Origin of the sequence: Reyranella sp., assembly GCF_004297405.1 — a bacterium.
Taxonomy (GTDB): Bacteria; Pseudomonadota; Alphaproteobacteria; order Reyranellales; family Reyranellaceae; genus Reyranella.
In genome coordinates this window covers 244,756-269,220 of record NZ_SCVC01000006.1, presented here as the reverse complement: position 1 = coordinate 269,220, position 24,465 = coordinate 244,756, and the positions used below count along the sequence as shown (strand labels likewise).

30 protein-coding genes and 1 tRNA gene are annotated in these 24,465 nt (G+C 62.4%); 12 read left to right on the top strand and 19 right to left on the bottom strand.

Annotation, left to right across the window (positions count from 1 at the left end):
• Positions 1–6: 6 nt before the first annotated feature.
• From EPO50_RS03465 to EPO50_RS03450, 4 genes are all read left to right on the top strand, one after another.
• Positions 7–984: a hypothetical protein gene (locus tag EPO50_RS03465; RefSeq protein ID WP_296341257.1), complete on the top strand. Its 978-nt coding sequence runs from the start codon at positions 7–9 to the stop codon at positions 982–984.
• An 85-nt stretch (positions 985–1,069) separates the two neighbouring features.
• The gene (locus tag EPO50_RS03460) at positions 1,070–1,600 is read left to right on the top strand and encodes a hypothetical protein (protein ID WP_296341256.1); all 531 of its coding nucleotides are present in this window, start codon (positions 1,070–1,072) and stop codon (positions 1,598–1,600) included.
• Between the two features lie 153 nt (positions 1,601–1,753).
• Complete coding sequence (locus tag EPO50_RS03455) at positions 1,754–2,182, top strand: hypothetical protein (protein ID WP_296341255.1); 429 nt, start codon at positions 1,754–1,756, stop codon at positions 2,180–2,182.
• Positions 2,183–2,184: 2 nt separating this feature from the next.
• A complete protein-coding gene (locus tag EPO50_RS03450) occupies positions 2,185–2,499 on the top strand; it encodes a hypothetical protein (RefSeq protein WP_296341254.1) in 315 nt (104 codons plus the stop codon).
• A 137-nt stretch (positions 2,500–2,636) separates the two neighbouring features.
• On the opposite strand, the gene rcsF is transcribed toward EPO50_RS03450, so the two are convergent.
• The 4 genes from rcsF to EPO50_RS03435 all read right to left on the bottom strand — a co-directional run bounded on the left by rcsF (position 2,637) and on the right by EPO50_RS03435 (position 5,226).
• Positions 2,637–2,915, bottom strand: a complete 279-nt coding sequence (rcsF, locus tag EPO50_RS31495; protein WP_367268029.1) for an Rcs stress response system protein RcsF — start codon at positions 2,913–2,915, stop codon at positions 2,637–2,639.
• A gap of 193 nt (positions 2,916–3,108) precedes the next feature.
• A complete protein-coding gene (locus EPO50_RS03445) occupies positions 3,109–4,278 on the bottom strand; it encodes a helix-turn-helix domain-containing protein (protein WP_296341253.1) in 1,170 nt (389 codons plus the stop codon).
• A gap of 132 nt (positions 4,279–4,410) precedes the next feature.
• Positions 4,411–4,503 (bottom strand) — tRNA-Ser (locus EPO50_RS03440).
• Positions 4,504–4,650: 147 nt separating this feature from the next.
• The gene (locus EPO50_RS03435) at positions 4,651–5,226 is read right to left on the bottom strand and encodes a hypothetical protein (protein ID WP_296341252.1); all 576 of its coding nucleotides are present in this window, start codon (positions 5,224–5,226) and stop codon (positions 4,651–4,653) included.
• Positions 5,227–5,305: 79 nt separating this feature from the next.
• Between EPO50_RS03435 and argE the strand changes: the two genes are divergently transcribed.
• Positions 5,306–6,481: an acetylornithine deacetylase gene (gene argE, locus EPO50_RS03430; protein WP_296341251.1), complete on the top strand. Its 1,176-nt coding sequence runs from the start codon at positions 5,306–5,308 to the stop codon at positions 6,479–6,481.
• Between the two features lie 27 nt (positions 6,482–6,508).
• Here the strand turns inward: argE and EPO50_RS03425 are convergent, their stop codons facing one another.
• From EPO50_RS03425 to EPO50_RS03400, 6 genes are all read right to left on the bottom strand, one after another.
• The gene (locus EPO50_RS03425) at positions 6,509–7,027 is read right to left on the bottom strand and encodes a DNA starvation/stationary phase protection protein (RefSeq protein WP_296341250.1); all 519 of its coding nucleotides are present in this window, start codon (positions 7,025–7,027) and stop codon (positions 6,509–6,511) included.
• A gap of 78 nt (positions 7,028–7,105) precedes the next feature.
• Positions 7,106–7,525, bottom strand: a complete 420-nt coding sequence (locus EPO50_RS03420; protein ID WP_296341249.1) for a DUF3574 domain-containing protein — start codon at positions 7,523–7,525, stop codon at positions 7,106–7,108.
• A gap of 2 nt (positions 7,526–7,527) precedes the next feature.
• Positions 7,528–8,154: a glutathione S-transferase family protein gene (locus EPO50_RS03415; RefSeq protein ID WP_296341248.1), complete on the bottom strand. Its 627-nt coding sequence runs from the start codon at positions 8,152–8,154 to the stop codon at positions 7,528–7,530.
• A 38-nt stretch (positions 8,155–8,192) separates the two neighbouring features.
• Positions 8,193–8,867 (bottom strand): DUF2076 domain-containing protein, encoded by a 675-nt coding sequence (locus EPO50_RS03410; RefSeq protein WP_296341247.1) that lies wholly within the window; start codon positions 8,865–8,867, stop codon positions 8,193–8,195.
• Positions 8,868–8,989: 122 nt separating this feature from the next.
• Positions 8,990–9,361 (bottom strand): nuclear transport factor 2 family protein, encoded by a 372-nt coding sequence (locus tag EPO50_RS03405; RefSeq protein WP_296341246.1) that lies wholly within the window; start codon positions 9,359–9,361, stop codon positions 8,990–8,992.
• 11 nt (positions 9,362–9,372) lie between these two features.
• Complete coding sequence (locus EPO50_RS03400; RefSeq protein WP_296341245.1) at positions 9,373–9,840, bottom strand: DUF1579 domain-containing protein; 468 nt, start codon at positions 9,838–9,840, stop codon at positions 9,373–9,375.
• Positions 9,841–9,924: 84 nt separating this feature from the next.
• Between EPO50_RS03400 and EPO50_RS03395 the strand changes: the two genes are divergently transcribed.
• Positions 9,925–10,887, top strand: a complete 963-nt coding sequence (locus EPO50_RS03395; protein WP_296341244.1) for a YafY family protein — start codon at positions 9,925–9,927, stop codon at positions 10,885–10,887.
• On the opposite strand, the gene EPO50_RS03390 is transcribed toward EPO50_RS03395, so the two are convergent.
• Entirely contained in the window at positions 10,884–11,597 is a 714-nt protein-coding gene (locus EPO50_RS03390; protein ID WP_296341243.1) for a glutathione S-transferase N-terminal domain-containing protein, read from the bottom strand. The two genes, EPO50_RS03395 and EPO50_RS03390, sit on opposite strands and share 4 nt — an antisense overlap.
• A gap of 160 nt (positions 11,598–11,757) precedes the next feature.
• Between EPO50_RS03390 and EPO50_RS03385 the strand changes: the two genes are divergently transcribed.
• The 3 genes from EPO50_RS03385 to EPO50_RS03375 all read left to right on the top strand — a co-directional run bounded on the left by EPO50_RS03385 (position 11,758) and on the right by EPO50_RS03375 (position 14,617).
• Positions 11,758–12,279 (top strand): DUF1993 family protein, encoded by a 522-nt coding sequence (locus EPO50_RS03385; protein WP_296341242.1) that lies wholly within the window; start codon positions 11,758–11,760, stop codon positions 12,277–12,279.
• A gap of 26 nt (positions 12,280–12,305) precedes the next feature.
• Positions 12,306–13,295, top strand: coding sequence for an LLM class flavin-dependent oxidoreductase (locus tag EPO50_RS03380; RefSeq protein ID WP_296341241.1), 990 nt, complete (start codon positions 12,306–12,308; stop codon positions 13,293–13,295).
• Positions 13,296–13,357: 62 nt separating this feature from the next.
• The gene (locus tag EPO50_RS03375) at positions 13,358–14,617 is read left to right on the top strand and encodes an amino acid ABC transporter substrate-binding protein (RefSeq protein WP_296341240.1); all 1,260 of its coding nucleotides are present in this window, start codon (positions 13,358–13,360) and stop codon (positions 14,615–14,617) included.
• Positions 14,618–14,621: 4 nt separating this feature from the next.
• Here EPO50_RS03375 and EPO50_RS03370 read toward each other — a convergent pair whose 3' ends face one another.
• The 6 genes from EPO50_RS03370 to EPO50_RS03345 all read right to left on the bottom strand — a co-directional run bounded on the left by EPO50_RS03370 (position 14,622) and on the right by EPO50_RS03345 (position 20,540).
• Entirely contained in the window at positions 14,622–15,353 is a 732-nt protein-coding gene (locus EPO50_RS03370) for an ABC transporter ATP-binding protein (protein ID WP_296341239.1), read from the bottom strand.
• Positions 15,343–16,077, bottom strand: coding sequence for an ABC transporter ATP-binding protein (locus EPO50_RS03365; RefSeq protein WP_296341238.1), 735 nt, complete (start codon positions 16,075–16,077; stop codon positions 15,343–15,345). Before EPO50_RS03365 ends, EPO50_RS03370 begins: the two co-directional genes overlap by 11 nt.
• On the bottom strand, positions 16,074–17,051 hold the full coding sequence (locus EPO50_RS03360; RefSeq protein WP_296341237.1) for a branched-chain amino acid ABC transporter permease: 978 nt from the start codon (positions 17,049–17,051) through the stop codon (positions 16,074–16,076). Before EPO50_RS03360 ends, EPO50_RS03365 begins: the two co-directional genes overlap by 4 nt.
• On the bottom strand, positions 17,041–17,916 hold the full coding sequence (locus EPO50_RS03355; RefSeq protein ID WP_296341236.1) for a branched-chain amino acid ABC transporter permease: 876 nt from the start codon (positions 17,914–17,916) through the stop codon (positions 17,041–17,043). Before EPO50_RS03355 ends, EPO50_RS03360 begins: the two co-directional genes overlap by 11 nt.
• Positions 17,917–18,074: 158 nt before the next feature.
• Positions 18,075–19,376 (bottom strand): serine hydrolase, encoded by a 1,302-nt coding sequence (locus tag EPO50_RS03350; RefSeq protein WP_296341235.1) that lies wholly within the window; start codon positions 19,374–19,376, stop codon positions 18,075–18,077.
• 81 nt (positions 19,377–19,457) lie between these two features.
• A complete protein-coding gene (locus EPO50_RS03345; RefSeq protein ID WP_296341234.1) occupies positions 19,458–20,540 on the bottom strand; it encodes a cyclase family protein in 1,083 nt (360 codons plus the stop codon).
• 128 nt (positions 20,541–20,668) lie between these two features.
• On the opposite strand from EPO50_RS03345, the gene EPO50_RS03340 reads away from it, so the two are divergent.
• Both EPO50_RS03340 and EPO50_RS03335 read left to right on the top strand, forming a co-directional pair.
• On the top strand, positions 20,669–21,724 hold the full coding sequence (locus EPO50_RS03340) for a GTP-binding protein (protein ID WP_296341233.1): 1,056 nt from the start codon (positions 20,669–20,671) through the stop codon (positions 21,722–21,724).
• A 91-nt stretch (positions 21,725–21,815) separates the two neighbouring features.
• Positions 21,816–22,208, top strand: coding sequence for an SRPBCC family protein (locus EPO50_RS03335; protein ID WP_296341232.1), 393 nt, complete (start codon positions 21,816–21,818; stop codon positions 22,206–22,208).
• Between the two features lie 11 nt (positions 22,209–22,219).
• Here EPO50_RS03335 and EPO50_RS03330 read toward each other — a convergent pair whose 3' ends face one another.
• Positions 22,220–22,846 (bottom strand): glutathione S-transferase family protein, encoded by a 627-nt coding sequence (locus EPO50_RS03330; protein ID WP_296341231.1) that lies wholly within the window; start codon positions 22,844–22,846, stop codon positions 22,220–22,222.
• 68 nt (positions 22,847–22,914) lie between these two features.
• Here EPO50_RS03330 and EPO50_RS03325 point away from each other — a divergent pair, with 68 nt between their 5' ends.
• On the top strand, positions 22,915–23,667 hold the full coding sequence (locus EPO50_RS03325) for a hypothetical protein (protein ID WP_296341230.1): 753 nt from the start codon (positions 22,915–22,917) through the stop codon (positions 23,665–23,667).
• Between the two features lie 9 nt (positions 23,668–23,676).
• Here EPO50_RS03325 and EPO50_RS03320 read toward each other — a convergent pair whose 3' ends face one another.
• Entirely contained in the window at positions 23,677–24,444 is a 768-nt protein-coding gene (locus EPO50_RS03320; protein ID WP_296341229.1) for an N-acyl homoserine lactonase family protein, read from the bottom strand.
• Positions 24,445–24,465 lie beyond the last annotated feature (21 nt).

Here is a 24,465-nt window from a genome sequence, read left to right as displayed (position 1 = left end):
ACCACCATGTCCAATGACAACTCTAGCCACCAATTCGGCATCGACACCGGCAGCATTTACGACGCTGAACAGAACACCGACACTGGCGAAGTCCATATCGGAGGCTTGTATTCGGGTGGCTATCGCGGCCACGGCCGAGGCGAAGACAACTACACTCGTACTTATGTGGAGGCTCCTGATCTGGGTGGCTTCACGGCTCGCACCCCGGGTGGCTCCAAGATCACCGACGCGGCCGAGCTTCGCCCCACCGACATTGTCCTCCTACCGAATGGCATGGAGACAACCGTTGAAGTGGCTCGCATGAATGGTCTTCTGGGTCCTGGCGCTCTGCAGCAGGCCCAAGGGCAGAGCGACAACGCCGACCAGCAGGGCGACAACACCGACCAGCAGGTCGACAACGACAAGACTCGGCAGCAGAAGGACGACGCTGAGTACCGGCAGCCTATGCACCCCGCGGCCGAGTCGATCATGAGGCAAGTGCTTGATACGTCAGTCGAGATGACCATGGGCGCGGCCATGAACATCATCGAGAACGATGGCGACCTTGGCGAGGCCAGCGCCGAAGAGATCGCGTCGAGGCTTGGTCAGGGCGTCGACCCCGATCAGGTTCGCGAAATGGCCGAGACTGTGAAGCGTGGTTACAGCGAGGACGCATACAAGGGCGGCGCAAAGGCTGCAGGCGTTCCCTATGCACTCGCCGCCGAAGCTCTCCAAAGCTGGCGCATCAGCAACCCGAGCGCGTTCCGCGAGGCTGCGCTCATGCATCTGAACGAAGGTAGCACCCGGCATTACGGGGAGTTCGTGACCGAGTACATCGCGAACCTCGACGCCACGCCAGAAGGCCGTGCGCGGCTCCTCCGGGCCACCGGCCCAGACCGTCAGCGGCTTCGCGAGGGGAATAACGAAATCATCGTGACGGGTGACGACGGCATCGAAACTAGCTGGGCTACCGCCGTTCGGCAGCGCCGCATCAAGCTGAACTAACAATGGACATCTTCACCTGCGTGGTCGCCCTCTTCGTTGGGGGCGGCTACCTATCTTTGCGGGCTCTTCTGCGGGCACCGCAACAGTGGCGATCAGCGCGGCAGCCAAAATGACTGTCCCTTACATCATCCGAGAGGCCACCCCAGCGGACGCCGACCGGATTGCCCCACTGCTTCGCGAGAAGGACCGGCGGGAGGTCGAGGCCATCACGGGCGAATGCCCCGAGGCTATCCTTCCCCGGTCGTTCGTGGCCGAGCCACCCTGCAAGGTGCTCTTCGCGGAGACGGCCGAGAGCAAGCAGCCCATCCTGATTGGCGGCGTGCGCTCCACGCCTGACCATGGCGCTACCTCGGCCGCCGTCTGGATGGTCGGGACGCCACTCCTAGAGCGCTACAGCTTCACACTCGCTCGGGAAGCTCGCCGCTACGTTGACGCGTGGGGCAGGTCCTATCACCGGCTTTGGAATACCGCTTGGGAAGGCAACGACCTTCATGTCGAGTGGCTCCGATTCCTCGGCTTCACCATTACCGGCCGCTTTGAACATCGCGGCCTCCCATTCATCACCTTCGAGAAAAGTATCCCATGTGTGGAATCGATCCCGTTAGTGCGGGAGTAACCGCTCTCTCCACCGGCCTGAGTATCGCCGGCAAGATGTCCGACCAAGCCACCGCCCAAGCCAACCGCGATTCTGCGATGGGCACCGCGTTCAACGAGACCATCCCGTCAATCAACCGCTCTCGCCGAGGTCTACAACTCCAACAGCGGCCGAGTGAACCAAGAGCGCGACGCTGCGGCAGCCGAGAGTTTCGACATCGTGCGCTCCATGGCGGAAGCCAAGGGCACCGCAGTGGTCGCAGCCGGTGAGTCCGGTGTCGGTGGTGTGAGCTTCGCGAACATCCTCAGCGACTTCGAGACACGCGAAGGGCTCGCTCGGGGCAAGCTCGACTACAACACCCTCACGAAACAGCAGCAGATCGCGGACGACAATGCGCAGGCACGCACGCGAGCGCAGGCGGGGATCAACTCCTCCATCAACGCGGCTGTGAATGCCACCCCGGTTCCTAGTGAGACCGCGATGTGGGCCGGGATTGGTGCTGACATTGCGGGCGCTGGACTCAGGATTGGCGATAAGGCCGGTTGGTTTGACAAGGCCAACAAGGTCGACCCCGCCACCGGCACCGTCATCAAGAAGAGCTGAGCGTGCGCGTACGTTTCTATTCCGGGCCCGAGCGCGAGCGTCTGCATCCTGAAGGCGTCGACATGCCGTTTGGTGGTGGCTCGTTCTTCATTCGGCCCGAGGCGGCCGCGACGTTGGCCCATGGGCTCGTCCAGCGTGACCGGGAGACCGGACGCTATCGCCGTGTGCAACTCACCCAATGCGAAGAGCGCATGATCATCGAGGAAGCCCGAGGGCGGGCGGCAGCGATCGTTGACCGTGACGAGCCCACCCCTTGGTCGAGCGGGCGAACGCCCTTCTCGCAGGCCTCGGTGTCTCCCCCGCAAACCAAACGCTAACGCTTGAGGGCACGTCCCCCGTGCCCGCTTGGTGATTGTCAACAGTCACCAAGCGGGCCACAGCGAGCCACGGGCTGGCATCTAGCAGGGAAAGACCGAAGGCTTCTTCAAGGCGCTCATAGGTCCTCAGTGCTTCGCTATTCAGCCCGAATAGCAACACCCTTGCATGACACTGACGCCCAACAGTTGGTACCCCATGTGTCTGTCCCTGCAGTATCGCAAGTAACGTCCATAACGGAGTTTGCCCCGCGTTTAGCTGCATCCACTCGCAACCGAAGAAGCGCGTCGTTGGTTGTAGGTGGCGGGTCGGTCATCAGGTTTTTGCAGCTATTGCCTACCACCTGCCCAAGGTACTGCGCCACTTTCGGTGCGTCGGCCCCGACCCTGTAGACACGGACATTAAGGGCATCCTTCATCGTCTCTGGAGGCACCGTATCTAGTTTGGTGACGGGTATAAATGGGCCGCAGCCGGCGACAAGTAAAACTGCTGCAAGACTCCACACAATCTTAGGTTTCATTGGTCTCCCCTAAGGAAAACCTATCGCGTGTGCGAGCATACGGCTAGAGGATATGATGTGAGTTAAGTCCGGCCACTCCGATTGAGACTGCTTACTCAAAACGCAGTTTAAAGACTTTCTCAAACCTCTCCCTCAAATCTGCCGGAAGCTTCTCATATCGCTCCCGCTCGTCCCCACTTCCACCAAAACGCTGATTAAAAATTCTCTGTAGCTTTCGAGCATCGTCTGACGATATGTCCAGGATGGCCCTATAGCCGACCCAATCGAAGTCTTCAGGCTCCAACAACGCGGCTTTGCCTTGGAGCGCGGTCACCGTGCTATGGGAAAGCCTGACGCCTGTGCCATCAATCATCTTCTGAAGAAAGTGCTCGTACTCCTGATGGGCGCGTTTAGTCTCGCGAACAAGTTCATCGACCTTCTCCGCAAGCTTTTTCATCGCCTCCACTTCAGGTGGCCGGACGATGGCTGTGTGCCTCAAATCCCCGAGGAAAAGCCGAAATGTTTCCTTCACTTTCTTCCCAAGGAAATCGTACTCAGCAACGACGGTCAGTTCGGCGTCAGATGTTCTCAGAACGTCATTTGCAATTCCCAGATAGAATGAAAGTTCCGCCCCGGGGCGGATACTGCGCAGCCCTCGCGTAGTCAGTGTTTCAAGGCCTTTGGTCTCAGTTTTGAAATTGTGAGTGATCGAAAACTTGAGGTTCGCCAACGCTTCCGCCGAATGATCATTTTTCAGCGTCAGCAGGAGCATGACTTCTTGAACAGTTCCGATCTCAACGCGAAGCGGGGCAAGGCCACCCTTCGGGCGGCTCCGTACGTCTTCAATCTCATAGTGCTCCATTGGTTCACTGTGAGGACCGCGCCGCTTGTAGTATTTGTAGTCGAACTGATGAGGCGCAAGCGAACTAGCGGAGACATCGATCACATAGTAGCGGCTGCCTCCGTTCGGCACTTCAAACACCTCGAATGATTCGATAGGTGGAGAAGTTCGACTACTGACAATCTGATAAATCCAATCACGCTGTGATGGCCCCGGCACTCCCCCATCCAAACGCATAGGAACTCCGTTTGTCGCGTCCACGCCGACAACGAATTGTCCACCCGCAGAATTGGCGAATGCCGTTATTGTCTTGCAGAGCTTCTCTATGCTCTTCTTAGTGACGATATCGGATGCCTTGTATTCGAGCGCCACGCCTTCCGGGATCGCATTGGTGACAATGCTCTCAAGGTCTTTCAACGCACGATAAGTGTTTGATTGCATGCCCCTCTTTGGCAGTTGCCCCTTCCCCATACAATCCGCGCCGGTGGGGTCTTTTTTAAAGGATTCGGCGTGTGTGGAAGACCTGTGTGGAAGGCATCCATAAAACGCTTATTTTACTAGTCTGCGGGCGAATGGCGGAGAGGAAGGGATTCGAACCCTCGATACGGGTTTACCCCGTATAACGGTTTAGCAAACCGCCGCCTTCGACCGCTCGGCCACCTCTCCGCAGCCCGCTAAGGCCCCGGCGATCGATATATCCACGACAGATGCGCGGCGGTTCTAGCGGCGGGCGTCGGGAGTGTCAACGAGTTGGCGATTCAGCTAGGATTCTCAGGATCTTGGCGTCGTTTACTTAACACGGCCGCCCAACCGTCAAACGAGGAACACCCGTTCCTGCAGACTGTCGGCGGCCTCCCGCGCGGCCTGCTGGGTATCCGTCAGGAAGACAGCCATGGAGAACATCAGCTCGAAGGGTGGCTCCCTGTCGGCTTCAAGAAAGGTCAGGAATGTTCTGATCTGATCCTCGAGATTGCCCTGCCGATAGGAGGCGACGCGCGCTACCAGGAACTGCTGGAGGTTGGCGAGGTCGAGCCGGTCATGCGAGGTCAGTCGCAGCTCCCTCTGCGCCTCTTTGGCCTGCAGGGCCGCGAGAGGTGGATGCAACTCGAAGAGATCGTGGGTCAGTCGCAGCCGCAGGACGCGATCGGCATAGACCAAAGTGAAGGCATCCTGCAGGCGATCACGATCGGCCACCGCGAACTGGCTTCCTTCGACACCCGACACGACCGCTGCGTGAACGAGTGCCACTGCCTCCAGCTCGAAGCCGTCGCGGCGATGCAGGCCGAACGGCGTGAGCCTGTTGCGCAGGCGCGCCAGCAGCGGCGCTGCCGCTCGATGAATTTCGAGGGCGGCCGTCGGTAATGGCATTGCTTTCTTGAACAGCCACATGGTGCTCGTCCGCAGCCGCCGATCCTAGCACGAACTGTGCGCTTTGCGTCACTGCGCATGACGTGCGACGGTGCGGACCATGACCGCTTCCGCTTTCGCCTCCCCGTCTATCGACATGCTGCAGCGCCTGGTGGCGTTCGACACCACCTCGCGCAATTCCAATCTCAACCTGATCAAGTTCATTCAGGGTTACCTGACCGACCATGACGTGCCGAGCACGCTGGTGCCGAACGAGGATGGCACCAAGGCCAACCTCTTCGCCACCATCGGCCCCGCAGCCGAGGGCGGCATCGTGCTTTCAGGCCACACCGACGTCGTGCCGATCGACGGGCAGCCCTGGTCCACCGATCCCTGGACGCTGACCGAAAAGCCCGACGGCAACCTCTATGGCCGCGGCACCTGCGATATGAAGGGTTTCATCGCGGCCTGCCTCGCCCACGTCCCCTCCCTCAAGAAGGCCAAGCTGAAAGTGCCGATGCACTTCGCCTTCAGCTACGACGAGGAGATCGGCTGCCTGGGCGCTCATTCGCTGGCCGAGAAGCTGGTCGGCAACGTGCCGCGGCCGCAGGCCGTGATCGTTGGCGAGCCGACGATGATGGGCGTCGTCAACGCGCAGAATGCCGGCGGTGGCATCGTCGCCACGTTCACAGGCGTCGAGGCCCACTCCTCCATGACGCATCTCGGCGTCAGCGCCATTCACTTCGCCGGCGACTTCATCCACTGGCTGAACGAGCTGCAGGTCGAGCTGTCGGGCCGCAAGCGGACGGATATCGACACAGTGCCCGGCCACACCACCATCAACGTCGGCATCGTGACCGGCGGCACGGCGGGCAACATCCTGGCCCGTGAATGTACGCTCAACTGGGGCTATCGCACCCTCCCCGGTGACGATCCCTGGGAGGTGCAGCGCCGGGCAGAGAAGTATGTCGCCGAGCTGCTGTTGCCCAAGATGAAGGCCAAGCATCCCGACGCCGACATCACATTGAAGCGCCGTTCCTTTGTGCCCGGCCTGCTGCCGCAGGAAAACGAGGAAGCAGCCAAGCTGGCGCTGCAATGGACCGGCGGCAACCGCACCTACGCCGTTCCCTACGGCACCGAGGCCGGCATCTTCCGCGGCCACGGCATCCCGACGGTGATCTGCGGACCGGGCGACATCTCGCAGGCCCACCAGCCCAACGAGTTCGTGGCGCGCTCGCAGATGGATGCCTGCGATGCCTTCATCGGCAAGATGATCGGCTGGGCGGAAAGGCAGTAGCGCCTTCTGCCCGAACCGCTGTTCTGATCAGCCCTCGGTACGGCGCGTCGTCTCAAAGAGGAACCACACGCGCTGTTCGGCCTCGTCGATCCAGTTCTCGATGAGGCTCGCGGTGGCGACGTCGTTGTGCTCGTCGCAAAGTTCGTGAAGCGAGCGCATGCTGGCGCAAAGCTGCTTGTTGTCGTCCCGCAGCTCCGCCAGCATGTCGAGCGGCGTCACATAATCGGCGTCGTTGTCGAGGACACGCTGCAGCCGCGAGATATGGCCAATCGACCGGATGGTCGTGCCGCCCAGCTTGCGCACCCGCTCGGCAATCGGATCGCTCATGGCGTCGACCTGCGTCGCCTGCTCGTCGAGCATCAGGTGATAGTCGCGGAAATGCGGACCCGAGACGTGCCAGTGGAAGTTCTTGGTCTTCCAGTAGAGTGCGGCGACGTCGGCTAGCAGAAGGTTCAATCCGCCGGTGAGATCTCGCGTGGCGTTCTCGCCGAGGTCGGTCGGGGTGGCGAGCGCGGCGGTCTTGCGTGACTTCGGATCCTTGCTCATGTGGCTGGCACTCCTGCGGGTACGAATGGCAACGCCGCGACCCTAGCGTGCTTTCGCAGCGTGGTGAACTGGCACCGATCACAGTCCAGCGCAGACCGGCCTTTCCACGCGCAGGACGCTCTCCTGGCCGAAACGTTTGACGTAAGTATCGACGATCGACGTTACTTTGGGGTGATGGGTCGGTGCATCGAAGACGACGATGACAATGAGCTTACTGCTCTCACGCACAATGCGGCCGGATGCATTGCGGTACTGGCCGTCGGTATCGACGACGCTGTGCCCCGCGGGAAACTGCGGCGTCACAATCTCGGTGACGAAGGAGGCCCACTCCGCATCGCTCACCTGCCCGCCAGTCGGCTTGTCGCGTCCGAAGTAGAGGCTGACTTCGAGTGCCGGCTTGAGCGGCGCGGTGCAAATGGGCAGCGCACCGGGCTGGGCGCAGGCCGAAAGCAGGAGCAAGGCCCCTGCCGCAACGGCCCGCGATGCCGAAGAACGCATGTCTAGTTGAGATACGGGACCGCCATGCCTTTGGTGACGGCGGGACGGGCATTCACGATGTCGTACCAGCGCTTCACGTTAGGGAACTCGGCGAGGTTCACCGTGTGCCACTCGTGGCGTGCCGCCCAGGGGAAGATCGACATGTCGGCAATCGTATATTCCTCACCGGCGACGAACGCCTTGCCGGCAAGCTGCCGGTCGAGCACGCCGTAAAGACGCTTGGCCTCGTCGACATAGCGCTTGATGCCGTACTCGATCTTGGACGGTGCCGCGCGCAGGAAGTGATGCGCCTGCCCCAGCATCGGGCCGAAGCCACCCATCTGCCACATCAACCACTGCAGGGCGTCGTAACGTGCAACGCCTGTGGCCGGCAGGAACTTCGTGGTCTTGTCGGCGAGGTAGATCAGGATCGCGCCAGACTCGAAGAGCGAGTACGGCTTGCCGCCCGGACCGTCGGGATCGACGATCGCGGGGATCCGGTTATTGGGGCTGATCCGCAGGAACTCCGGCTTGTGCTGTTCGCCCTTCGAGATGTCGACCTTGTGCACGCTGTAGGGCAGCCCGCATTCCTCGAGCATGATGGAAATCTTACGGCCGTTCGGCGTGCCCCACGTGTGAAGCTCGATCATCTCGTCATCTCCCCCGGTTCATTGCGAAAAGTTGCGACTCAGCCCCAGCTATCGTCGCCGCCACCATCGTCGAACGATGCGGTGTCGTAGTCATCCTGCTGCATTCCAGCATCCTGATCGTAGGCCTGCTGCTGATCCTGCTGCGGTGACTGGGATGTATCAGGTGGTGTCAGTTCAGACGGTGTCTGCGGCACGGCGGCCTGCTGGCTGGAGCCCCCTGCCCCAAACGGCCCGGGATTGTTGCCCATCAAATTGCGGATGCCCTCGAAGAGCAACGCGCCGCCCGCAACACCCGCTGCGGTCGCCATTGCCGTGCGCAGGAAGCCACCCCCGCCACCCGCAGGTGGCGATACGGCGGCCTGCAACGGTGAGCGCGTCGACGGCATGCCGGGCCGCGGTGCAGGCGCCTGCGCGGCCTGGGCTGACGGTGCCGATCCCCAGGGTCCGATCTTGGGGGCGCTGCCCAAAAATCCACCAGCAGCGGCCGGTGCGGCGGTCCCCGCCTTCGCTTCGAGTTCGGCGATACGTTCCTGCGCTGCCTTCAGTGCCTGTTCCTGCACCAAAACGGTCTGCACCAGGAGATAGGCCGACGCCGGCTGGCGCGCCGCGAGATCCTTGATCAGCGTCTCGGCCTCTGCGTCGCGTGGCTGGGATTCGAACGGCTGCAGCCGGCCGAACAAACCCGTAATAAGTTCGCGTTCTTGATTTTGCATGACAGTGCCTCCTGCCCCTTTTGGTCCAAGGAGCACCGCCAACGTGGTTGCCCGTCCGCCGAGCGTCAAGAGCGGCCGGATTGATTACATCTTTGTAAAGTCCCGATAAAGGACTTGCCCTGCTATTCGATCACCTTGCGATACGAACGCTTGGCGGCGACTTTGCCGTCCCGCATGGTCATGACATCACATGCCTGGAATCTTATTGGCCTGCCCTCGGCCGAAGTGCCAGTAACCAACAACTCGAGCACGATGAGATCGGGACCGAAATTGCAGCGCACCAGTTCGTAGCGAATATCCGGCATCGCCTTGAAGGCATTGGCGATCGCCGAGCGGATCGCTGCGGCACCGTCGAAGCGGGTCCCGTGAGGCTCCGGGCCTCTGGGAGTCTCCCAGAGGCAATCCTCGTTCATCAAGGCCATCGCGCCCTCGACGTCGTGGTCGTTCCACGGTTTCATGAAGCGTCGCACAAAGGCTTCGTCATAGACCGGCATGCGCGTCTCCCTCAGTTGCGCGTGAAGTCCATGATCCAGTTCGTCTCCCAGTCGCTCCCTTCGCCAGCCGAGAAAGCCTGCTCCCAACGCGCTGATGTCGGCGTGATGCGCGACCAGAGGAAGCGGACCTTGATGGCACGGCCCTCGTGCGTGTCCTCGCCATCGAACGTGCCGATCACGTCGACGAATCGGCCGTGCACCGGAGGAAAGATCTGCCCTGGATAACGGCTGTCGAGCCAGTAGATCGACCAGCTTTCGGACTTCGGATCGTAGGTCCGCAAGCTGACACCGGCGTAACGGCCCGACGGCAGGTGGATATCGTCGTCGTCAATGTTGGCGAAGCCGTCAAGAATCTTGCGCATCGAGCTGGTGCCCGCGAACTCGATCCACTCCGTACAGCCCGCCAGGCGGCGCAGCAGGTAGCGGTGATGGACGTTCCAGTTGCCGATGAGGAAATCGAAAGCGTTCTGTTGTGACATGATCGTTCTCCCAGGTTCGAGGAGACCGTCATACATTCCTATACCTGACAGAATACGTCATGAATTTATGCTAGCTTGCGAATCATGCGCGGCAGCCGGCTGCTTTCCATTCTGATGACCTTGCAGGCGCGCGGCCGCATGACGGCCGAGGCCTTGGCGGCGCAGTACGAGGTCTCGGTGCGCACGATCTATCGCGATATCGATCAATTGAGCGCCGCCGATGTGCCGGTCTATGCCGACCGCGGACCGGGCGGCGGCTTCCAGCTTCTCGACGGCTACCGCACCAAGCTGACGGGCTTGTCGCCAGCCGAGGCTGAAACCCTGTTCATGGCAGGCCTCCCCGGCCCTGCCGCCGAATTGGGGTTGGCCGACGCGATGGCCACCGCCCAACTGAAGCTCACGGCCGCCCTGCCTGAACGGACGCGCACGGGTGCCCGGCGCATTGCCGCTCGCTTTCATCTCGACCCGGTCGACTGGTTCCACGGTGCCGAAACGGCGCGCCTGCTGCCTGCGCTCGCCAAGGCGGTATGGGACGAGACCTCGGTCGACATCCGCTATCGGCGCGGACAAGGTTCGGTGACGCGGCAACTCAAGCCGCTCGGCCTCGTCCTCAAGGCCGGCACCTGGTATTGCGTCGCCGCCGTCGGCGAGCAGACACGCACCTACCGCGTCGCCCACATCCTGGAACTGGCCCCGACCGGTGACCGTTTCGAGCGGCCGAAGGACTTCGACCTCGTCCGCTACTGGACAGCGTCGACACGCGCCTACGAAGTCGGCATCTATCGCAGCCACGCGACCTTGGGCGTGTCGCCAATCGGCCTGGAGCGGCTGGAGCCATTAGGTGCCGCCGTCCAGCAGGCTGCGCGCGAGTCGGCTGAGCCGATGGGCGCAGACGGATGGGTCAAGGTCACAATCCCGACCGAATCGATCGATCAGGCTGCCCTCGACTTGCTGCGGCTGGGCAGCGAGGTGGAAGTGCTGAAGCCGGTGGCGCTACGGCGGCGCATCGCCCGTGTGGCCGGCGAGATACGCCGCCGTAACGGCTAGCGGACGACCGAAGCGGTCTGACCGAACAGCACCTTGCGTTGCTCCTCGGTGTTGATGCCCGGTGTCTGGCGCAGTTCGGCGCCAGCCTCCTGACCCTTCACGACCCCTGGCCGCTTGCCGGTCTCCTTGAACCACTTCTGGAGGCTCGGGAAATCGTCGAGCTTCTGGCCGAAATTCTTGTAACCGACGACCCACGGCCAAATCGCGATATCGGCAATCGAGTAATCACCGGCAACGAACGGACGATCCGAGAGGCGCTTGTTCAGCACGCCGAACAGTCGATTGACCTCGTTGCTGTAGCGCTGCTGACCGTAGGTGAGTTGCTCCGGCGGATTGAACTGTGGGGCATACCTGTTGAAGTGGTTGGCCTGGCCAGCCATCGGGCCCAGGCCACCCATCTGCCAGTTGACCCACTGCAGCACCTCGTATTTGCCGCGCAGATCCTTCGGCAGGAACTTGCCGGCCTTCTCGGCGAGATATTGCAGGATGGCGCCCGACTCGAAGACCGGGACAGGTTCACCACCGCCCGGTGGATCGTGGTCGACGATTGCGGGCATGCGGTTGTTGGGACTGATCTTGAGGAACTCCGGCTTGAACTGATCGCCCGTGCCGATGTTCACCGGGATCAGCTTATAGGGCAGACCGCATTCCTCGAGCATGATGGATATCTTCCAGCCGTTGGGGGTCGGCCAATAGTACAGGTCGATCATGGCGTCTCTCTTCTGAGGAGCATAAGCAGGCGTGGAATCTAGACCATCCGGCAGAACGCCTGAAACAAGGAAGCCTCAGTCGGCTCATGAGGAAATGGTTGCGCCGTTGTGAAGACCGTCGACAATGCCGCCAACAAAGACCCCCGGGAGGATTTGAACTATGGCGATCTCACTCTACGAGCTCAGCGTTACCAACTACCTGCAGACGTTGGGCGGTGTGGAAGGCTTTCTCGGCCGCGGCCTCACCCACTTCCAGGACCAAAAGATCGACCCTGCTGAGATCGTCGAAGCGCGACTGGCCCCGGACATGCTGCCGTTCAAATTCCAGCTTCACTCCGTCGTGCACCATTCCCTGGGCGCCATCCGCGGCGTGCAGGCTGGTGTCTTCAAGCCGCCGGCACCCGTGCCGGCGCTCGACTATGCCGGCATCCAGAAGTCAGTGACCGAGGCCCGTGAGGCTCTGCAGCAGATCAAGCCCGACGAGGTGAACAGCCTCATGGGCAAGGATGTCTTCTTCGAGATCGGCGACCGCAAGCTGCCGTTCACGGCCGAGGGATTCCTGCAATCCTTCTCGCTGCCCAACTTCTATTTCCACGCCACAACCGCCTACGACATCCTGCGCCACAAGGGCGTGCCGCTCGGCAAGCGCGACTATCTCGGCAGGATGCGCATGAAGGGCTGACGCCTTCGTCCGGTGGAGGGCGGCCAATGCAGTTCGGACTGTTCGGCGGAGCGCGGACCAAGCCAGCGGTCGGCCTCGAAGACAGCCAGGGCTACGAGACCTTCATCGAGTATGTGATCGAGGCCGACCGGCTGGGCTTCCGTCAGCTCTTCATGGTCGAGCATCATTTCACCGGCCACGGCCAGGTCTCGGCCTCGATCACCGTCCTGGCCTATCTCGCCGCCAGGACGAAGAACATCCGCCTCGGCACCGCCGTCGTCGTCCTGCCCTGGCACAATCCCGTGCTGATTGCCGAGCAGGTCGCCACGCTCGACCTGCTGACGGGTGGCCGGGTCGACTTCGGTGTCGGCAAAGGTTACCGCCAGGCCGAATTCGATGGCTTCTGCATCCCCATGGCCGAGGCCACGGAGCGCTTCGACGAGGCCATGGATGTGATCCGCAAGGCGTGGACGACGGAAGGCCGGTTCAGCCATCACGGCAAGCGCTGGCACTACGACAATATCCTGGTCGAGCCCGCACCGGTGCAGCATCCTCATCCGCCGATATGGCTGGCCGCCGGCAGCCCGGACAGCGTGCGCCGCGCTGCGCGCGAGGGCTATCATCTGCTGCTCGATCAGCTCGCCCAAACCGACCAGATCGGCCGGCGTATCGCCCTCTTCCGTGAGGAATGTGAGCGCGTCGGACGCGTCTACCATCCCGGCCTGGTGGCAACAGCCCGCGCCCTGCAGATGATCCATCACGAGAGCGAGCGGGCCGCCGCCTACGAGACACGCAAACGCGTGATCGGCGTGATCGGCGATCTGGCGCGCGACAAGCTGCCGGACCGGATCGAGGATGATACCGCCGTCCTGCTCGGCCTGCCCGAGGAGATCATCGCGCGCCTTCACGAGCTGGAGGCAGTTGGCGCCACCAATATCCTGCTGGTCGATCCCAACGCCTCGCTGGCCAACCTGCGCGCCTTCGCTCGCGAGGTGATGCCGGTCTTTCAACCGGGACGCCGCGCCGCCGTCCGATGACAGCGGCTCGGATTCCGGTCTAGGATCGCCAGTCGATACAAGAAAATCGGGGAGGAAGGTTCATGCTTATCAGGCGTCGCACCTTCGGCAAGCTGGCAGCCGCTGCAGGTGCCGGTACGAGCGCGCTCGGGTCGGCTCAGGCGCAGGCCAAGCCGTTCACGATCGGCTTCGGCATGGCGTTGACCGGCGGACTTGCGCCCAACGGCAAGGCAGCACTGCTGGCCATGCAGATTTGGGAACAGGACGTCAATGCACGAGGTGGTCTGCTCGGCCGGCCGGTAAAGCTCGTCTACTACGACGACCAGTCCAATCCCTCGAACGTACCCGGCCTCTACACCAAGCTCATGGATGTCGACAAAGTCGATATCGTCACCAGCGGCTATGCCACCAACATGATCGCGCCGGCAATGCCGGTGGTCATGCAGCACGATCGAACCTTTTTCGCACTGCTGGGCCTGGCAGTTAACAGCGAATTCAAATATCCACGCTACTTCTCGATCACGCCGACCGGCGGACCGAAGCCCAAGGAGGCTTTTGCCGAAGGCTTCTTCGCTGTCGCCATGGAGCAGACGCCCAAGCCACAGACGCTCGCCCTCATCGGCGCCGACGCCGAGTTCCCGCGCAATGCGCTCGACGGTGTGCGTGCCCAAGCCAAGCAGTACGGGCTGAAGATCGTCTACGACAAGACCTACCCGCCGACGACGGCCGACTACACACCGATCGTACGAGCGGTCGCGGCGACCAATCCCGACATCTTCTTCGCCGCCTCCTACCCGCCCGACTCCGTAGGCATCATCCGCGCCACGCACGAGATCGGCTTCAAGCCCAAGATGTACGGCGGCGGCATGGTCGGTTTGCAAGCGACCGCCATCAAGACTCAGCTGGGACCGCTCCTGAACGGCATTGTGGTCTACGACTTCTGGCTGCCCTGGGCAGGCTTCGCCACCGACGAAGGCCGCGAGTTCCTGAAGAAATATCAGGCCAAGTCAGCCGAGGCCGGTGTCGATCTGCTGGGCTACTACCTGCCACCGTTCGGCTATGCGTTGGGTCAGGTCGTCGAGCAAGCCGTCAAGGGCGCCGGCAGTGCCGACGACGCCAAGCTCGCGGAGTTCGCCCGCAAGAACACGTTCAAGACCGTGGTCGGCGACATCAAGTTCAACGCCGAGGGCGAGTGGCAGGAATCGCAGGTGGTTGCCGCACAGTTCCAGGGCGTGAGCGGCAACGGCGTCGATCAGTTCCGCGATCCCAAGACGGAAGTGATTCTGTGGCCGACCAAGTACAAGACTGGCAACATCATCTATCCGTACGATCCGAAGAAGTGACGATTTAGGCCCCGAGGTAGAACTCGCGAATCAACTCGTTGTTGCTGAGCGCTTCAGCGGAGTTGCCGATGAACGCGATGCGGCCGTGGACAATGACGTAGCCACGGTCGGCGATGCGGATGGCCTGGGTGAAGTTCTGCTCGGCCATCAGGACCGTCAGGTCATATCCCTCCTTCAGCTCCTTGATCTTGTCGATGGTGCGCTTGACCAGCAGCGGCGCCAGTCCGACCGAGGGTTCGTCGATCAACAGAATGCGCGGCGCCGACATCAGCGCCCGCGCCAGCGCCAGCATCTGCTGTTCGCCGCCGCTCATGCTGCCGGCGAGCTGGCGTGCCCGTTCCTTGAGCCGTGGGAAGGTCTCGAAACAGAAGTCGAGATTGCGCTGAATGGCCGAGCGCGCCTTGGGCCGGAAGGCGCCCAGCAGCAGGTTCTCGGTCACCGTGAGCTTGGGGAAGAGCCGTCGCCCCTCCGGCACGAAAGCAACGCCGAGATCGACGATCTCTTCCGTCGAGCGGCCGATCAGTTCGTGCTCCACATCGTCGATGGTAGCCCGGATGCTGCCGGCCACCGGCTGCACGATGCCCATGATGGACTTCATCAGCGTCGACTTGCCGTTGCCGTTGGTGCCGAGCAGCGCCACCGTCTCCCCCGCTCCGACCTGCAGCGAGACATCCTCTAGCACGCGCACGGAACCGTATCCGGCGTCGATGTTGGCGACAGTGAGGCTACTCGCCAAGGTAGGCCCTCACGACTTCGGGGTTGCGCACGACCTCCTGCGGCGTGCCATCGGCGATCTTGCGGCCCGCCACCAGCACCGCGAGGCGCTGGGAGAATTCCATCACCGCCCGCATGATATGTTCAATCATGATCACGGTGACGCCCTGCCCGTTCAGCCGGATCAGCAGGGCGATGATCTCGTCGACTTCGTTGTGGCTGAGGCCCGCCATCGCCTCGTCGGCGATCAGCAGCTTGGGATCGGTCGCCATGGCGCGCGCAAGCTCGAGCTTGCGCATCTCGATCTGCGTCAGATCGCGCGGACGCAGGCCTGCCTTGTCGGCAAGACCGACCTCTCCCAACAGCTCCAGGCAACGTGCCTCGATTGCGCTGCGGCCGAGGCCCACGCCAGGCCGGGCATTCACGGTGTAAAGGATCGGGATACGTACGTTCTCGGCCAGTGACAGGCTGCCGAAGGGGCGCGGCAACTGGAAACTGCGTGCCAGGCCACGGCGCGTGCGCTGATGCGCTGACAACCCATCCAGCGCTTCCTCACCGAAGCGCACACGGCCGCTCTCATTCTGAAGCGTGCCACAGATGCAATTGACCAGCGTCGACTTACCCGAGCCATTGGGTCCGATCAGGCCGAGCCGTTCACCCTGCTGCACTTCGAGGTCGATCGCCTCCAGCGCTACGAAGCCGCCGAAGCGCTTGCCCAGCCCCTCGATGCGAAGCAGCGCCGTCATCGCTTCTTCCTCTGGAAGAGGCCCACGATGCCCTGAGGTGCGAGGATCACGAAGGCGACCATCAGCACACCTGCGACCAGCACGTTGACGGCAGACGAGATCGTCACGCGTAGATATTCCTGCAGGCCGCCCACCAGGATGGCGCCGACAACCGGCCCCAGCCAGCTTGAGGTGCCGCCGATCAACGGCATGGCGATGGCATTGACTGCATAGTTCAGGCTGAAGCCCGAGGCGGGATCGAGGTAAGTCACGTAGAACGGCAGAGGCGCACCGGCCATGCCCATGAAGCCGCCGGAAAGCCCGGTCGCAATCAGCTTCAACCGCAGGGTCGGCACGCCTGAGGCCTCGGCTGCCGCCTCATCGTCGCGGATGGCGGCAAAGCCGTAGCCGAGAGCGGAGCGCTCGATGGCTCGCGCCGTCGCCAGCACAATGACGCAAAGCCCCAGCATGATCAGGAACAGGTACTGTACGTACTCACCGCCGATCAGTGGCGCGATACGCGGCCGCAACACATAGGCGCCCCTCGCTCCACCAACGAAATCCCAATTGGTGATCAAGGTCTGGACCACGACGGCCAGCGCCAAGGTGGCGATGGAGAAAAACACGCCCCGCAGGCGCAGGGTGAGATAGCCGGTGCCGAGTCCGACCAGACCCGCCATCGCGCCGCCGATCAGGATCATCACCGGCAGCGGCATGGCCGGCACGAGCTTGTTCAACACCACGGTCGAGTAGGCGCCGATGGCGAAGAAGGCCGTGACGCCGAAGTTCACGTACCCGGTGTAACCGCCCAGGATGTTCCAGGCCGTGCCCAACACGATGTACTGCAGAACGACATAGCCCACGAAGAAGGCATAGGAGCTGCCGAGCCAGCGGCCCGTGGCGAAGATCACCGCGGCAATGGCTATCAGCACCAAAACGAACGGCAGCCCTCGCAGGCCTGGAAGAACGCCGCTCGCGGCAGTCTTATCGACCAAGGATGCCACTGGGTCGTACCGCCAGGGTGACGAGCAGGATGCCGAAGGCCACTGCGGGCGCCCACGACGGACCGAAGAACGTCGCGGTCAGGCTCTCCGCGATACCGAGCGTCATTGCCGCGATCACCATGCCCGGAAAGCTGCCCAGCCCGCCCAGCACGCAGATCGCAAAGACGCGGCCGATATATTCGCGGCCGATCGACGGCTCCACCGGCTGGATGATGATCAGGAACGCGCCGGCCAATGATGCCGTGGCAATCGAAAGGCCGAAGGCGATACGCTTGATCTTGATCGGGTTAGCGGCCATCAGGCGCAAGGCGAGCTGGTCCTGTGCCACAGCCTGGATGGCCCGGCCGATGAAGGTCCGTGACAGGAAGAGCTGCAGCACCGTCACCATGGCCATCGACACCAGGAAAGGCACCAGGAGCCGCAACGGCAGGTCGAACAGGCCGAGACTGATCGTTGCCCCGATATAGCGGGCCTGCACCGTGCGGTAGTCGACACCGAAAACCAGCACGAGAGCGACTTCGGTGATGAACAGCAGACCGAAGAAAAACGAAAGCCCCCGCAGGGACTGGTCGTCACGCCGCTCGAACGCAACGTAGTAGACCTGATAGGCCAGCATGCCGAGGAAGTAGAAGGCCGGCATCGCGATCAGCGCCGCCAGGATCGGATCGATCCCCAACACGGTGTTGCCCAGGAAGGCAACGTAGGAGCCGAGCAGAATGAAGGCCGGGTGGGCGATGTTGACGACGTCCAGCAAGCCAAACGAGATCGCCACGCCGATCGAAACCGCCGCATAGAAGCCGCCGAGTAGCAGCCCAGAGATCAACGCATTGAGCAGTAGATCGAGCGAGGCGTCCATCGAGCCTGCTCAATCCGCCATCGTCACGGCCAGGACTGAAGCCTGCTCCGACATCGGCGCCCCTCCCCAGGGTCCAAGACGTGGCGATATTTCGCCTACGCCTTTGTAGTGTGACGGCAGCTCACGCGATTGCCTAGTGGTCTTTTCAGACCACCGTCTCAGTTCACCATCGCCTGATAGACGAGATCGCGCATCAGGAAGCGATAGCGCAGCCGGGCCTGTGGCGACTGCATCATGAACACGACGTACATGCGCTCCCGCGGGTCGTGCCAGAAATAGGTGCCGTAGGCGCCGCCCCAGTAATAATCATTGGGAGATCCCGGCAGCGGGTTCACGCCCTGCACGTTGCGCACGGCGAAGCCCAGGCCGAACCCCTGCCCCATCGCAGCGCTGGGCTCCAGCGCTTCGAAGCGAAACATGTCGGCGCCCATCTTGATGTCGGGCGGCAGCGCGTCCGCGGTCATCAGGTCGATGGTCTTGCGCGACACCAGCCGCACACCATCGAGTTGGCCACCATTGGCGAACATCTGGAGGAAGCGCGCATAGTCGGCCGCGGTCGACACCATGCCACCGCCTCCCGAGCGCCAGGTGAACTTCTCGGTGACGTCGGGGATCGGCGGCATCTCGTTCTTCGGCCCCTCTTTCATGGGCTTGGCGCCCCGCGCCTTCTTGTCGGCCGGCACTTCGAAGGCCGTATCACCCATCTTGAGTGGCTTTGTGATGCGCTCCTCAATGAACTTGTCGAGCGGCATGCCCGAGGCGACCTCGACAACGCGGCCCAGCACGTCGGTCGACATGGAATATTCCCAGGTCGTGCCCGGCTGGTAGAGCAGCGCCAGCTTGGCGAGCTTGTCCGCCATCTCGGCATTGGTCTGACCGCGGTCGTTCACCTTCATGTCGAGATAGGATTGCTTGACCGGATTGGCGCCGGCCGCACCGTAGGTCAGACCCGAGGTATGACGCATCAGGTCGTGTACCGTCATTGGCCGAAACTGCGGCAGCAGCACCTGCTCGACCGTGCCGTCGGCATTTCTCTTCTGGACGGCAACCTTGGTGTCGGCGAAGGCCGGAATGTACATCGACACCCTGTCAGCCAGGGTGAGCTTGCCCTCCTCCATCAGCATCATGGCCGCGAGCGTCACGATCGGCTTGGTCATCGAGGCGATACGGAAGATCGTATCGTTGGTCATCGCCACCTTGGCGTCCTTGTCGCGAAAGCCGTAGGACTCGAACAGCACGATCTTGCCGTTGCGCGCTATCAGCACGACGGCGCCCGGCAGTTCGTTGTTCTTCACGCCCTCGTTCAATCGATCGCTAAGCCGCTTCAGGCGAGTCGAAAGAAAGCCCACCTCCTCTGGTGATTGGACCTTGGGGATACCCTGTGCGCTGGCTGGCAACGCTGCGCCGAAGGCCAAGGGGATGGCAACGGCCGCAGCAGCAGCCACGCGAAACAACGTCATACGCTCTCCTCCCGAACTTTCTTCCATCAAAGCAAAACGCCCCCGCCTAAGCGAGGGCGTTTCTCCAGACCGTTTCGACGATCAAGTCACCGCGATCGGGCCACCGTTCGAACCCGTCGCGCCCTTGATGGGTGCGGGCGAGAAGATGTAGGCGAACTGGTACTTGCGATCGGCGATCAGCGCCGTGAAGTCCAGGTTCTCGTGGTTGAAGATGCCGTTCTTGCATATCAGCTCGCTATGCACCACGAAGGCCAGGTCCTTGTTCGGGTTGGGTACGACCTCTGTCGCCCATTGATCGGCGCCGGTGAGGGCAATGCCCTTGTCGACACACCATTTGGCCACTTCGAGGCCGATACCGGGCTCGCCGCCGTTGAACTTGTCGTTGTTCTTCATCCAGAGCTTGCCCCAGCCGGTATTGAAGAAGACGGCATCGCCTTCCTTGATATCGGCTTCCTGCATGTTCTGCTTCTGGAGCGCAGCCCGCAGGTCGGCGACAGTGATCTCCTGGCCAGCCTCCATCATGTTGCCCTTCAGCGCTTCGATATCGAACAGATGTCCGCGCGTGAAGAACGGCTTCACATTCTCGATGCCGAGCTTGCGCATGCCATAGGCGCCGCCCATTTCCTGCTCGGTGACGCCGTTGTAGTAGCGCATCTCGTTCTTGTCGCCGTCCTTGCCCATCTGGATGCCGATATGGGCGAGGCCATCGAACTGCGTACCGGTCTGGCCGATCTCGGTGGCGAGATACTCGTCGTTGTAGATCAGCTTGTTGGTGCCGAACGGTCCACCTGTCGGCCCGCCGGGAATACGCAACGTGAAAGCACGCTCGCCGAACTTGGGCATGCCCGATTCGTACATGCGGCCGATGCGATAGACCTTGCCGTCCTTGATCAGCTTCACAGTGTCGAGAACTTTGGCCGGCGTCATGTGGTTGGAGGCGCCAGCCTGATCGTCCTTGCCCCACTTTGGATGCGGCCACCACGGTTTGTCCGAAAGCGCCGGCGCTTGCGCGACCTGTTGCGCGTGCGCCGCACCTGCGACCAACGCGCCAGCCGCGACCGCGCCACCGACCAGCCCGGCGGTGAGGAACGCCCGACGGTCGTCATCGACCTCGGGCGTCGACGACTTGAGCCCTTCCTTGTCCTTCAGATATCTCGAGTCCATGGACGCCCCTCCTTTTATTGATTGATGCCCGAAGCGTCGTGCCGTCTCATTGGACCGTCAAGAAGAACTGGCATTTGTTATCTTGTTACATATGCATTCCCGAACGTGTCATCCGGTGAGGCGGCCCCATGAGTCTGTTTGATCGCGACAAGTCGGCCGAGCGTCTGCCGGTGGCCCTGATCACCGGCTTCCTCGGTAGCGGGAAGACCACGCTGCTGAACCGCGTGCTGGGCGACAGCCGCATGGCGCGCAGCCTGGTGCTGGTGAACGAGTTCGGCGAAGTCGGCCTCGATCACCTGTTCATGGAACAGGTCGGCGGCGACATGGTCCTCCTGCAATCGGGATGCGTGTGCTGCACCATCCAGGGTGATCTCGACCGCACCTTGCGTGACATCGCCAAACGCCGCGCCGCTGCTGAAACGCCGCCCTTCGACCGCGTGCTGCTGGAGACGACCGGCCTCGCCGATCCGGCGCCCATTCTGCAGTTGCTGCTCAATCATCCCATGATCAGCCACGACTATCGCCTCGACGGCGTCGTCACCACGGTCGATGCCGTGAATGGCGCGCGTCAGCTCGATGAACATGCGGAAGCGGTAAAACAAGCCGCTGTCGCCGACCGTTTGCTGATCAGCAAGACAGACCTTGCCGATATCACTGCCAGCGCCCAGCTGCGGGCACGGCTGGAGGAGCTCAACCCCGGTGCGGCACTCTACGAGATCGTCCAGGGCGACATCGATCCGGCCCTCTTGTTCGACTCAGGCCCATCCGACCCGGCCGGCAAGGGCGACAAGGTCCAGGCCTGGCTCAATGCCGAGGCCCATGACCAAGCGCACCACCACGACGGTCACGAGCACCACCATCACGACCGCTCGCGGCACAACGAGCATATCGGCTCGTTCTGCCTGACCTTCGAGGAACCGCTCGACTGGGATTTCTTCAATCGCTGGCTGATGGCGGTGCGCGCCTCCTGGGGCGACCGGCTGCTCCGGGTCAAGGGCGTGCTGAACGTCGTCGGTGAAAGTCAGCCGCTGGTGATCCATGGCGTGCATCGGACCTTCCATCCCCCAACCCTGCTCGCGCGCTGGCCCGACACCGACCGCCGTTCGCGCCTGGTGTTCATCACCCGTGACCTCGACCGTGCCAGCGTCGAGGCAAGTTGGAAGCAGATGATGGAAGAGGCCTGATACTGCTTCTTCCGGCGACCATGTCCGAAATCCGCCAGACCCATACCTACTGGCTCACCATGTTCCCTTTACCCATAGAGGAGCGACGAACATGGCAACCTTGAAGAAAGAGATCCCCGTCAACGCTGGTGCAACACCAGTTTGGCATGCCATTCGGGATTTCGGCGCCGTGCATACGAAAGTCGCGCCGGGCTTCCTGACCGGTCTCGAGATGGACCAGGGCGATCGCATCCTGACCTTCTTCAACGGCATGGTGGCTCGCGAGCGGCTGGTCACGCTCGACGACGAGAACTGCCGGCTGGTCTATGCCGTCATCGACGGCCAGGCGAGCCACTATAATGCCGCCGTCCAGGTCTTTCCCGAGGGCGATGGCAGCCGGATCGTCTGGACGATCGACCTGCTACCCAATGAACTCGCCCCCGCGATTGGCACGTTGATGGACGTCGCGGCGACCGCCATGAAGAAAGCACTGGCGGCCGCCTGACTATCGCAGCCTCAGGCTGCGTCCTGCTTGGGTAGCACGTCCTCGTACTTCTTGAAGCCCGGCAGCTTCTCGACCCTCGCCATCCACGCCTTGATGTTGGCGTAAGGTCCGAGGTCGATGCCGCCTTCGTCGGCATATGCGACGTCGCCATAGACCGCGACGTCGGCGACGGTCGCTTCGTCGCCGACCAGGAACGACGACGTGCCGAGCGCGCTCTCCAGGACCTTCAGCGCGTCGTTCGCGAGACCCGTGTAGAGCTGATAGACATTGTCGTCGGCCTTCATGAAGCCGCGCTTGATGGCGCGTGGCCGATAGACGTTCGACGCCAGGCGGTCGTATTCCCAGAACAGCCACTCGCGAACCCGCGCCTTCTCCTCGGCCGTCTTGCCGCCCATTTTGCCGAACTTGTCGGCGAGATAGAGCAGGATCGAGCCGGACTGGCAGAGCTTGAGGTCGCCGTCGACGAGCGCCGGCACCTGCCCGAAGCGATTGATAGCAAGATAATCCGGCTGCTTGTGCGCGCCAGCACGCAGGTCGATGTGCTTGTAGGCAAAGGGCTGGCCCATCAGGGACAGCGCCAAGCCGGCCTTGTAGGTCGGACCGCTCAACCAGATGCCGTAAAGGGTAATCTTAGACATTATTCCTCCTCTATGAGAGTCGAAGCATCGCACTTGAGGGCGGGCTGGTTAAGCCTGTATGAGCGGGCATGAAAATCTCGGCACGCGATATCGACCACCTCTCGCTGACCCTCTCGGATCCCGAGGGCGCCGCCCTGAAACTGGGACAGCTCGGCTTCAACCTGACGCCTGAGGGCGTGGAGCCGCGCTGCATCTGCTTTCAGCCGGACCGCGACGATATTCCGAACTACATCGAGCTGCTGCAGGGTGACCCGGCTGTTATCGCACTGGCACTGAATGTCGCCGAACTCGAAGGCGAGGAACGTACCCACGCCTGGGAGACCGAGGACGGTTTCGAGGTCGATGCCGGTGTCGTGGTTGGCGAGAGCGGCGGACCGATCCCCTGGTTCCCGGTCAAGCACGAGACACCGGATGCCTTCATGGAGCCGGAATGGATCGTCCATCCCAACGGCGCGCTCGGCCTGATGGCGATCCACGCCGTTGCCGAGAACCCGCGAGAAACCGCCAAGGCGCTCAAGGCGAGCTGCGGCGGCACGCTCGAAGAGATCTTCGATGGCTGCATGCTGTTGAAGACTGGCTCGGTCGAGCTGCTGATCTGGTCGCCGCTCGCCTACCAGCTCGAATACAAGGCGCTGGAAGTAATGGCGCCCAGCGAGCTGCCGTCGATCGTCGGTGCAGCTATCGCCGTCGAGCGCTCGCGGCCGCTGCAGGCGCTGCTCCGCGCCAACAATGTGCACTTCGCCTTGACCGAAGGCGATCGCGTGCTGGTGGCACCGGAGCAGACTGGCGGCTTCATGATCGAGTTCATGCCGCAGAATTAGAGACGTGCGTCAGAACGCAGGCACTGGCGCCTGCCGCACGCCCTTCCAGAAGTCGGGGTCGTGGCCGAAGAAGAGCTTGGCCCCGCCCTTCTCCAGCGCCTCCAGCCGGTCGAGGGAGACGAGCATCTGCTCGCGGTCCCAGACGAAGCGCGGCAGCCGGCGTTCACGCAGGGTGCGGCAGAAATAGCAGGCGTCGCCGGTGATCACGATTTCGCCGGCCTCGGTGCGCACCTTCAAGGACTGGTGGCCAGGCGTATGCCCGTAGGTCGGCAGGCAAACTACGCTGCCGTCGCCGAACAGGTCATGCTCGCCCTCGACCTGCATCACCTTATGGCCATGATCGAAGTCGGCGCGAAAGAAGCCGACCTTGGCGGCGGTCTCGGGGTCCTGCGCCGCCTGCCACTCGCGCTTCTGCACGACCATGGTGGCATTCGGGACCAGCTCGTTGCCGCCGGCGTGGTCGAAATGCAGGTGTGAGTTGACGATGAAGTCGATCTTGCCGGGATCGCGGTCGATCGACTCAAGGCGTGACTTCACGTCGTCCTGTGGACCGTACTGCTCGAAGCCGAAGATGCGCGCCACTCGTTCGCCGAGGCGTCCCGCTGCATCGTCGCGGCATTGCGGATGCATACCCGTGTCGAACAGCGCGCGGCCTTTGGGATGTTCGATCAGGTAGGACGGAATCGGCAAGGCGACCTGGCCGTCCTCCCCCTCGATCATGTCCTTCAACCGGCCGACAAGCCGGCCGCAGGTCATGGCATAGAGTTTCGCCGTCATCATGTCTCCCATGTCGCCGCG

Excerpts from the sequence above, each read along its gene's own strand:
- EPO50_RS03335 (WP_296341232.1), top strand. The coding sequence starts at position 21,816 with ATGGCAACCTTGAAGAAAGAGATCCCCGTCAACGCTGGTGCAACACCA.
- argE (WP_296341251.1), top strand. The coding sequence starts at position 5,306 with ATGACCGCTTCCGCTTTCGCCTCCCCGTCTATCGACATGCTGCAGCGC.
- EPO50_RS03420 (WP_296341249.1), bottom strand. The coding sequence starts at position 7,525 with ATGCGTTCTTCGGCATCGCGGGCCGTTGCGGCAGGGGCCTTGCTCCTG.
- EPO50_RS03320 (WP_296341229.1), bottom strand. The coding sequence starts at position 24,444 with ATGACGGCGAAACTCTATGCCATGACCTGCGGCCGGCTTGTCGGCCGG.
- EPO50_RS03365 (WP_296341238.1), bottom strand. The coding sequence starts at position 16,077 with ATGACGGCGCTGCTTCGCATCGAGGGGCTGGGCAAGCGCTTCGGCGGC.
- EPO50_RS03340 (WP_296341233.1), top strand. The coding sequence starts at position 20,669 with ATGAGTCTGTTTGATCGCGACAAGTCGGCCGAGCGTCTGCCGGTGGCC.
- rcsF (WP_367268029.1), bottom strand. The coding sequence starts at position 2,915 with ATGAAGGATGCCCTTAATGTCCGTGTCTACAGGGTCGGGGCCGACGCA.
- EPO50_RS03415 (WP_296341248.1), bottom strand. The coding sequence starts at position 8,154 with ATGATCGAGCTTCACACGTGGGGCACGCCGAACGGCCGTAAGATTTCC.
- EPO50_RS03380 (WP_296341241.1), top strand. The coding sequence starts at position 12,306 with ATGCAGTTCGGACTGTTCGGCGGAGCGCGGACCAAGCCAGCGGTCGGC.
- EPO50_RS03350 (WP_296341235.1), bottom strand. The coding sequence starts at position 19,376 with ATGACGTTGTTTCGCGTGGCTGCTGCTGCGGCCGTTGCCATCCCCTTG.
- EPO50_RS03400 (WP_296341245.1), bottom strand. The coding sequence starts at position 9,840 with ATGTCACAACAGAACGCTTTCGATTTCCTCATCGGCAACTGGAACGTC.
- EPO50_RS03410 (WP_296341247.1), bottom strand. The coding sequence starts at position 8,867 with ATGCAAAATCAAGAACGCGAACTTATTACGGGTTTGTTCGGCCGGCTG.
- EPO50_RS03465 (WP_296341257.1), top strand. The coding sequence starts at position 7 with ATGTCCAATGACAACTCTAGCCACCAATTCGGCATCGACACCGGCAGC.
- EPO50_RS03375 (WP_296341240.1), top strand. The coding sequence starts at position 13,358 with ATGCTTATCAGGCGTCGCACCTTCGGCAAGCTGGCAGCCGCTGCAGGT.
- EPO50_RS03330 (WP_296341231.1), bottom strand. The coding sequence starts at position 22,846 with ATGTCTAAGATTACCCTTTACGGCATCTGGTTGAGCGGTCCGACCTAC.
- EPO50_RS03435 (WP_296341252.1), bottom strand. The coding sequence starts at position 5,226 with ATGTGGCTGTTCAAGAAAGCAATGCCATTACCGACGGCCGCCCTCGAA.
- EPO50_RS03345 (WP_296341234.1), bottom strand. The coding sequence starts at position 20,540 with ATGGACTCGAGATATCTGAAGGACAAGGAAGGGCTCAAGTCGTCGACG.
- EPO50_RS03395 (WP_296341244.1), top strand. The coding sequence starts at position 9,925 with ATGCGCGGCAGCCGGCTGCTTTCCATTCTGATGACCTTGCAGGCGCGC.
- EPO50_RS03425 (WP_296341250.1), bottom strand. The coding sequence starts at position 7,027 with ATGAGCAAGGATCCGAAGTCACGCAAGACCGCCGCGCTCGCCACCCCG.
- EPO50_RS03355 (WP_296341236.1), bottom strand. The coding sequence starts at position 17,916 with ATGGACGCCTCGCTCGATCTACTGCTCAATGCGTTGATCTCTGGGCTG.
- EPO50_RS03445 (WP_296341253.1), bottom strand. The coding sequence starts at position 4,278 with ATGCAATCAAACACTTATCGTGCGTTGAAAGACCTTGAGAGCATTGTC.
- EPO50_RS03390 (WP_296341243.1), bottom strand. The coding sequence starts at position 11,597 with ATGATCGACCTGTACTATTGGCCGACCCCCAACGGCTGGAAGATATCC.
- EPO50_RS03385 (WP_296341242.1), top strand. The coding sequence starts at position 11,758 with ATGGCGATCTCACTCTACGAGCTCAGCGTTACCAACTACCTGCAGACG.
- EPO50_RS03325 (WP_296341230.1), top strand. The coding sequence starts at position 22,915 with ATGAAAATCTCGGCACGCGATATCGACCACCTCTCGCTGACCCTCTCG.
- EPO50_RS03405 (WP_296341246.1), bottom strand. The coding sequence starts at position 9,361 with ATGCCGGTCTATGACGAAGCCTTTGTGCGACGCTTCATGAAACCGTGG.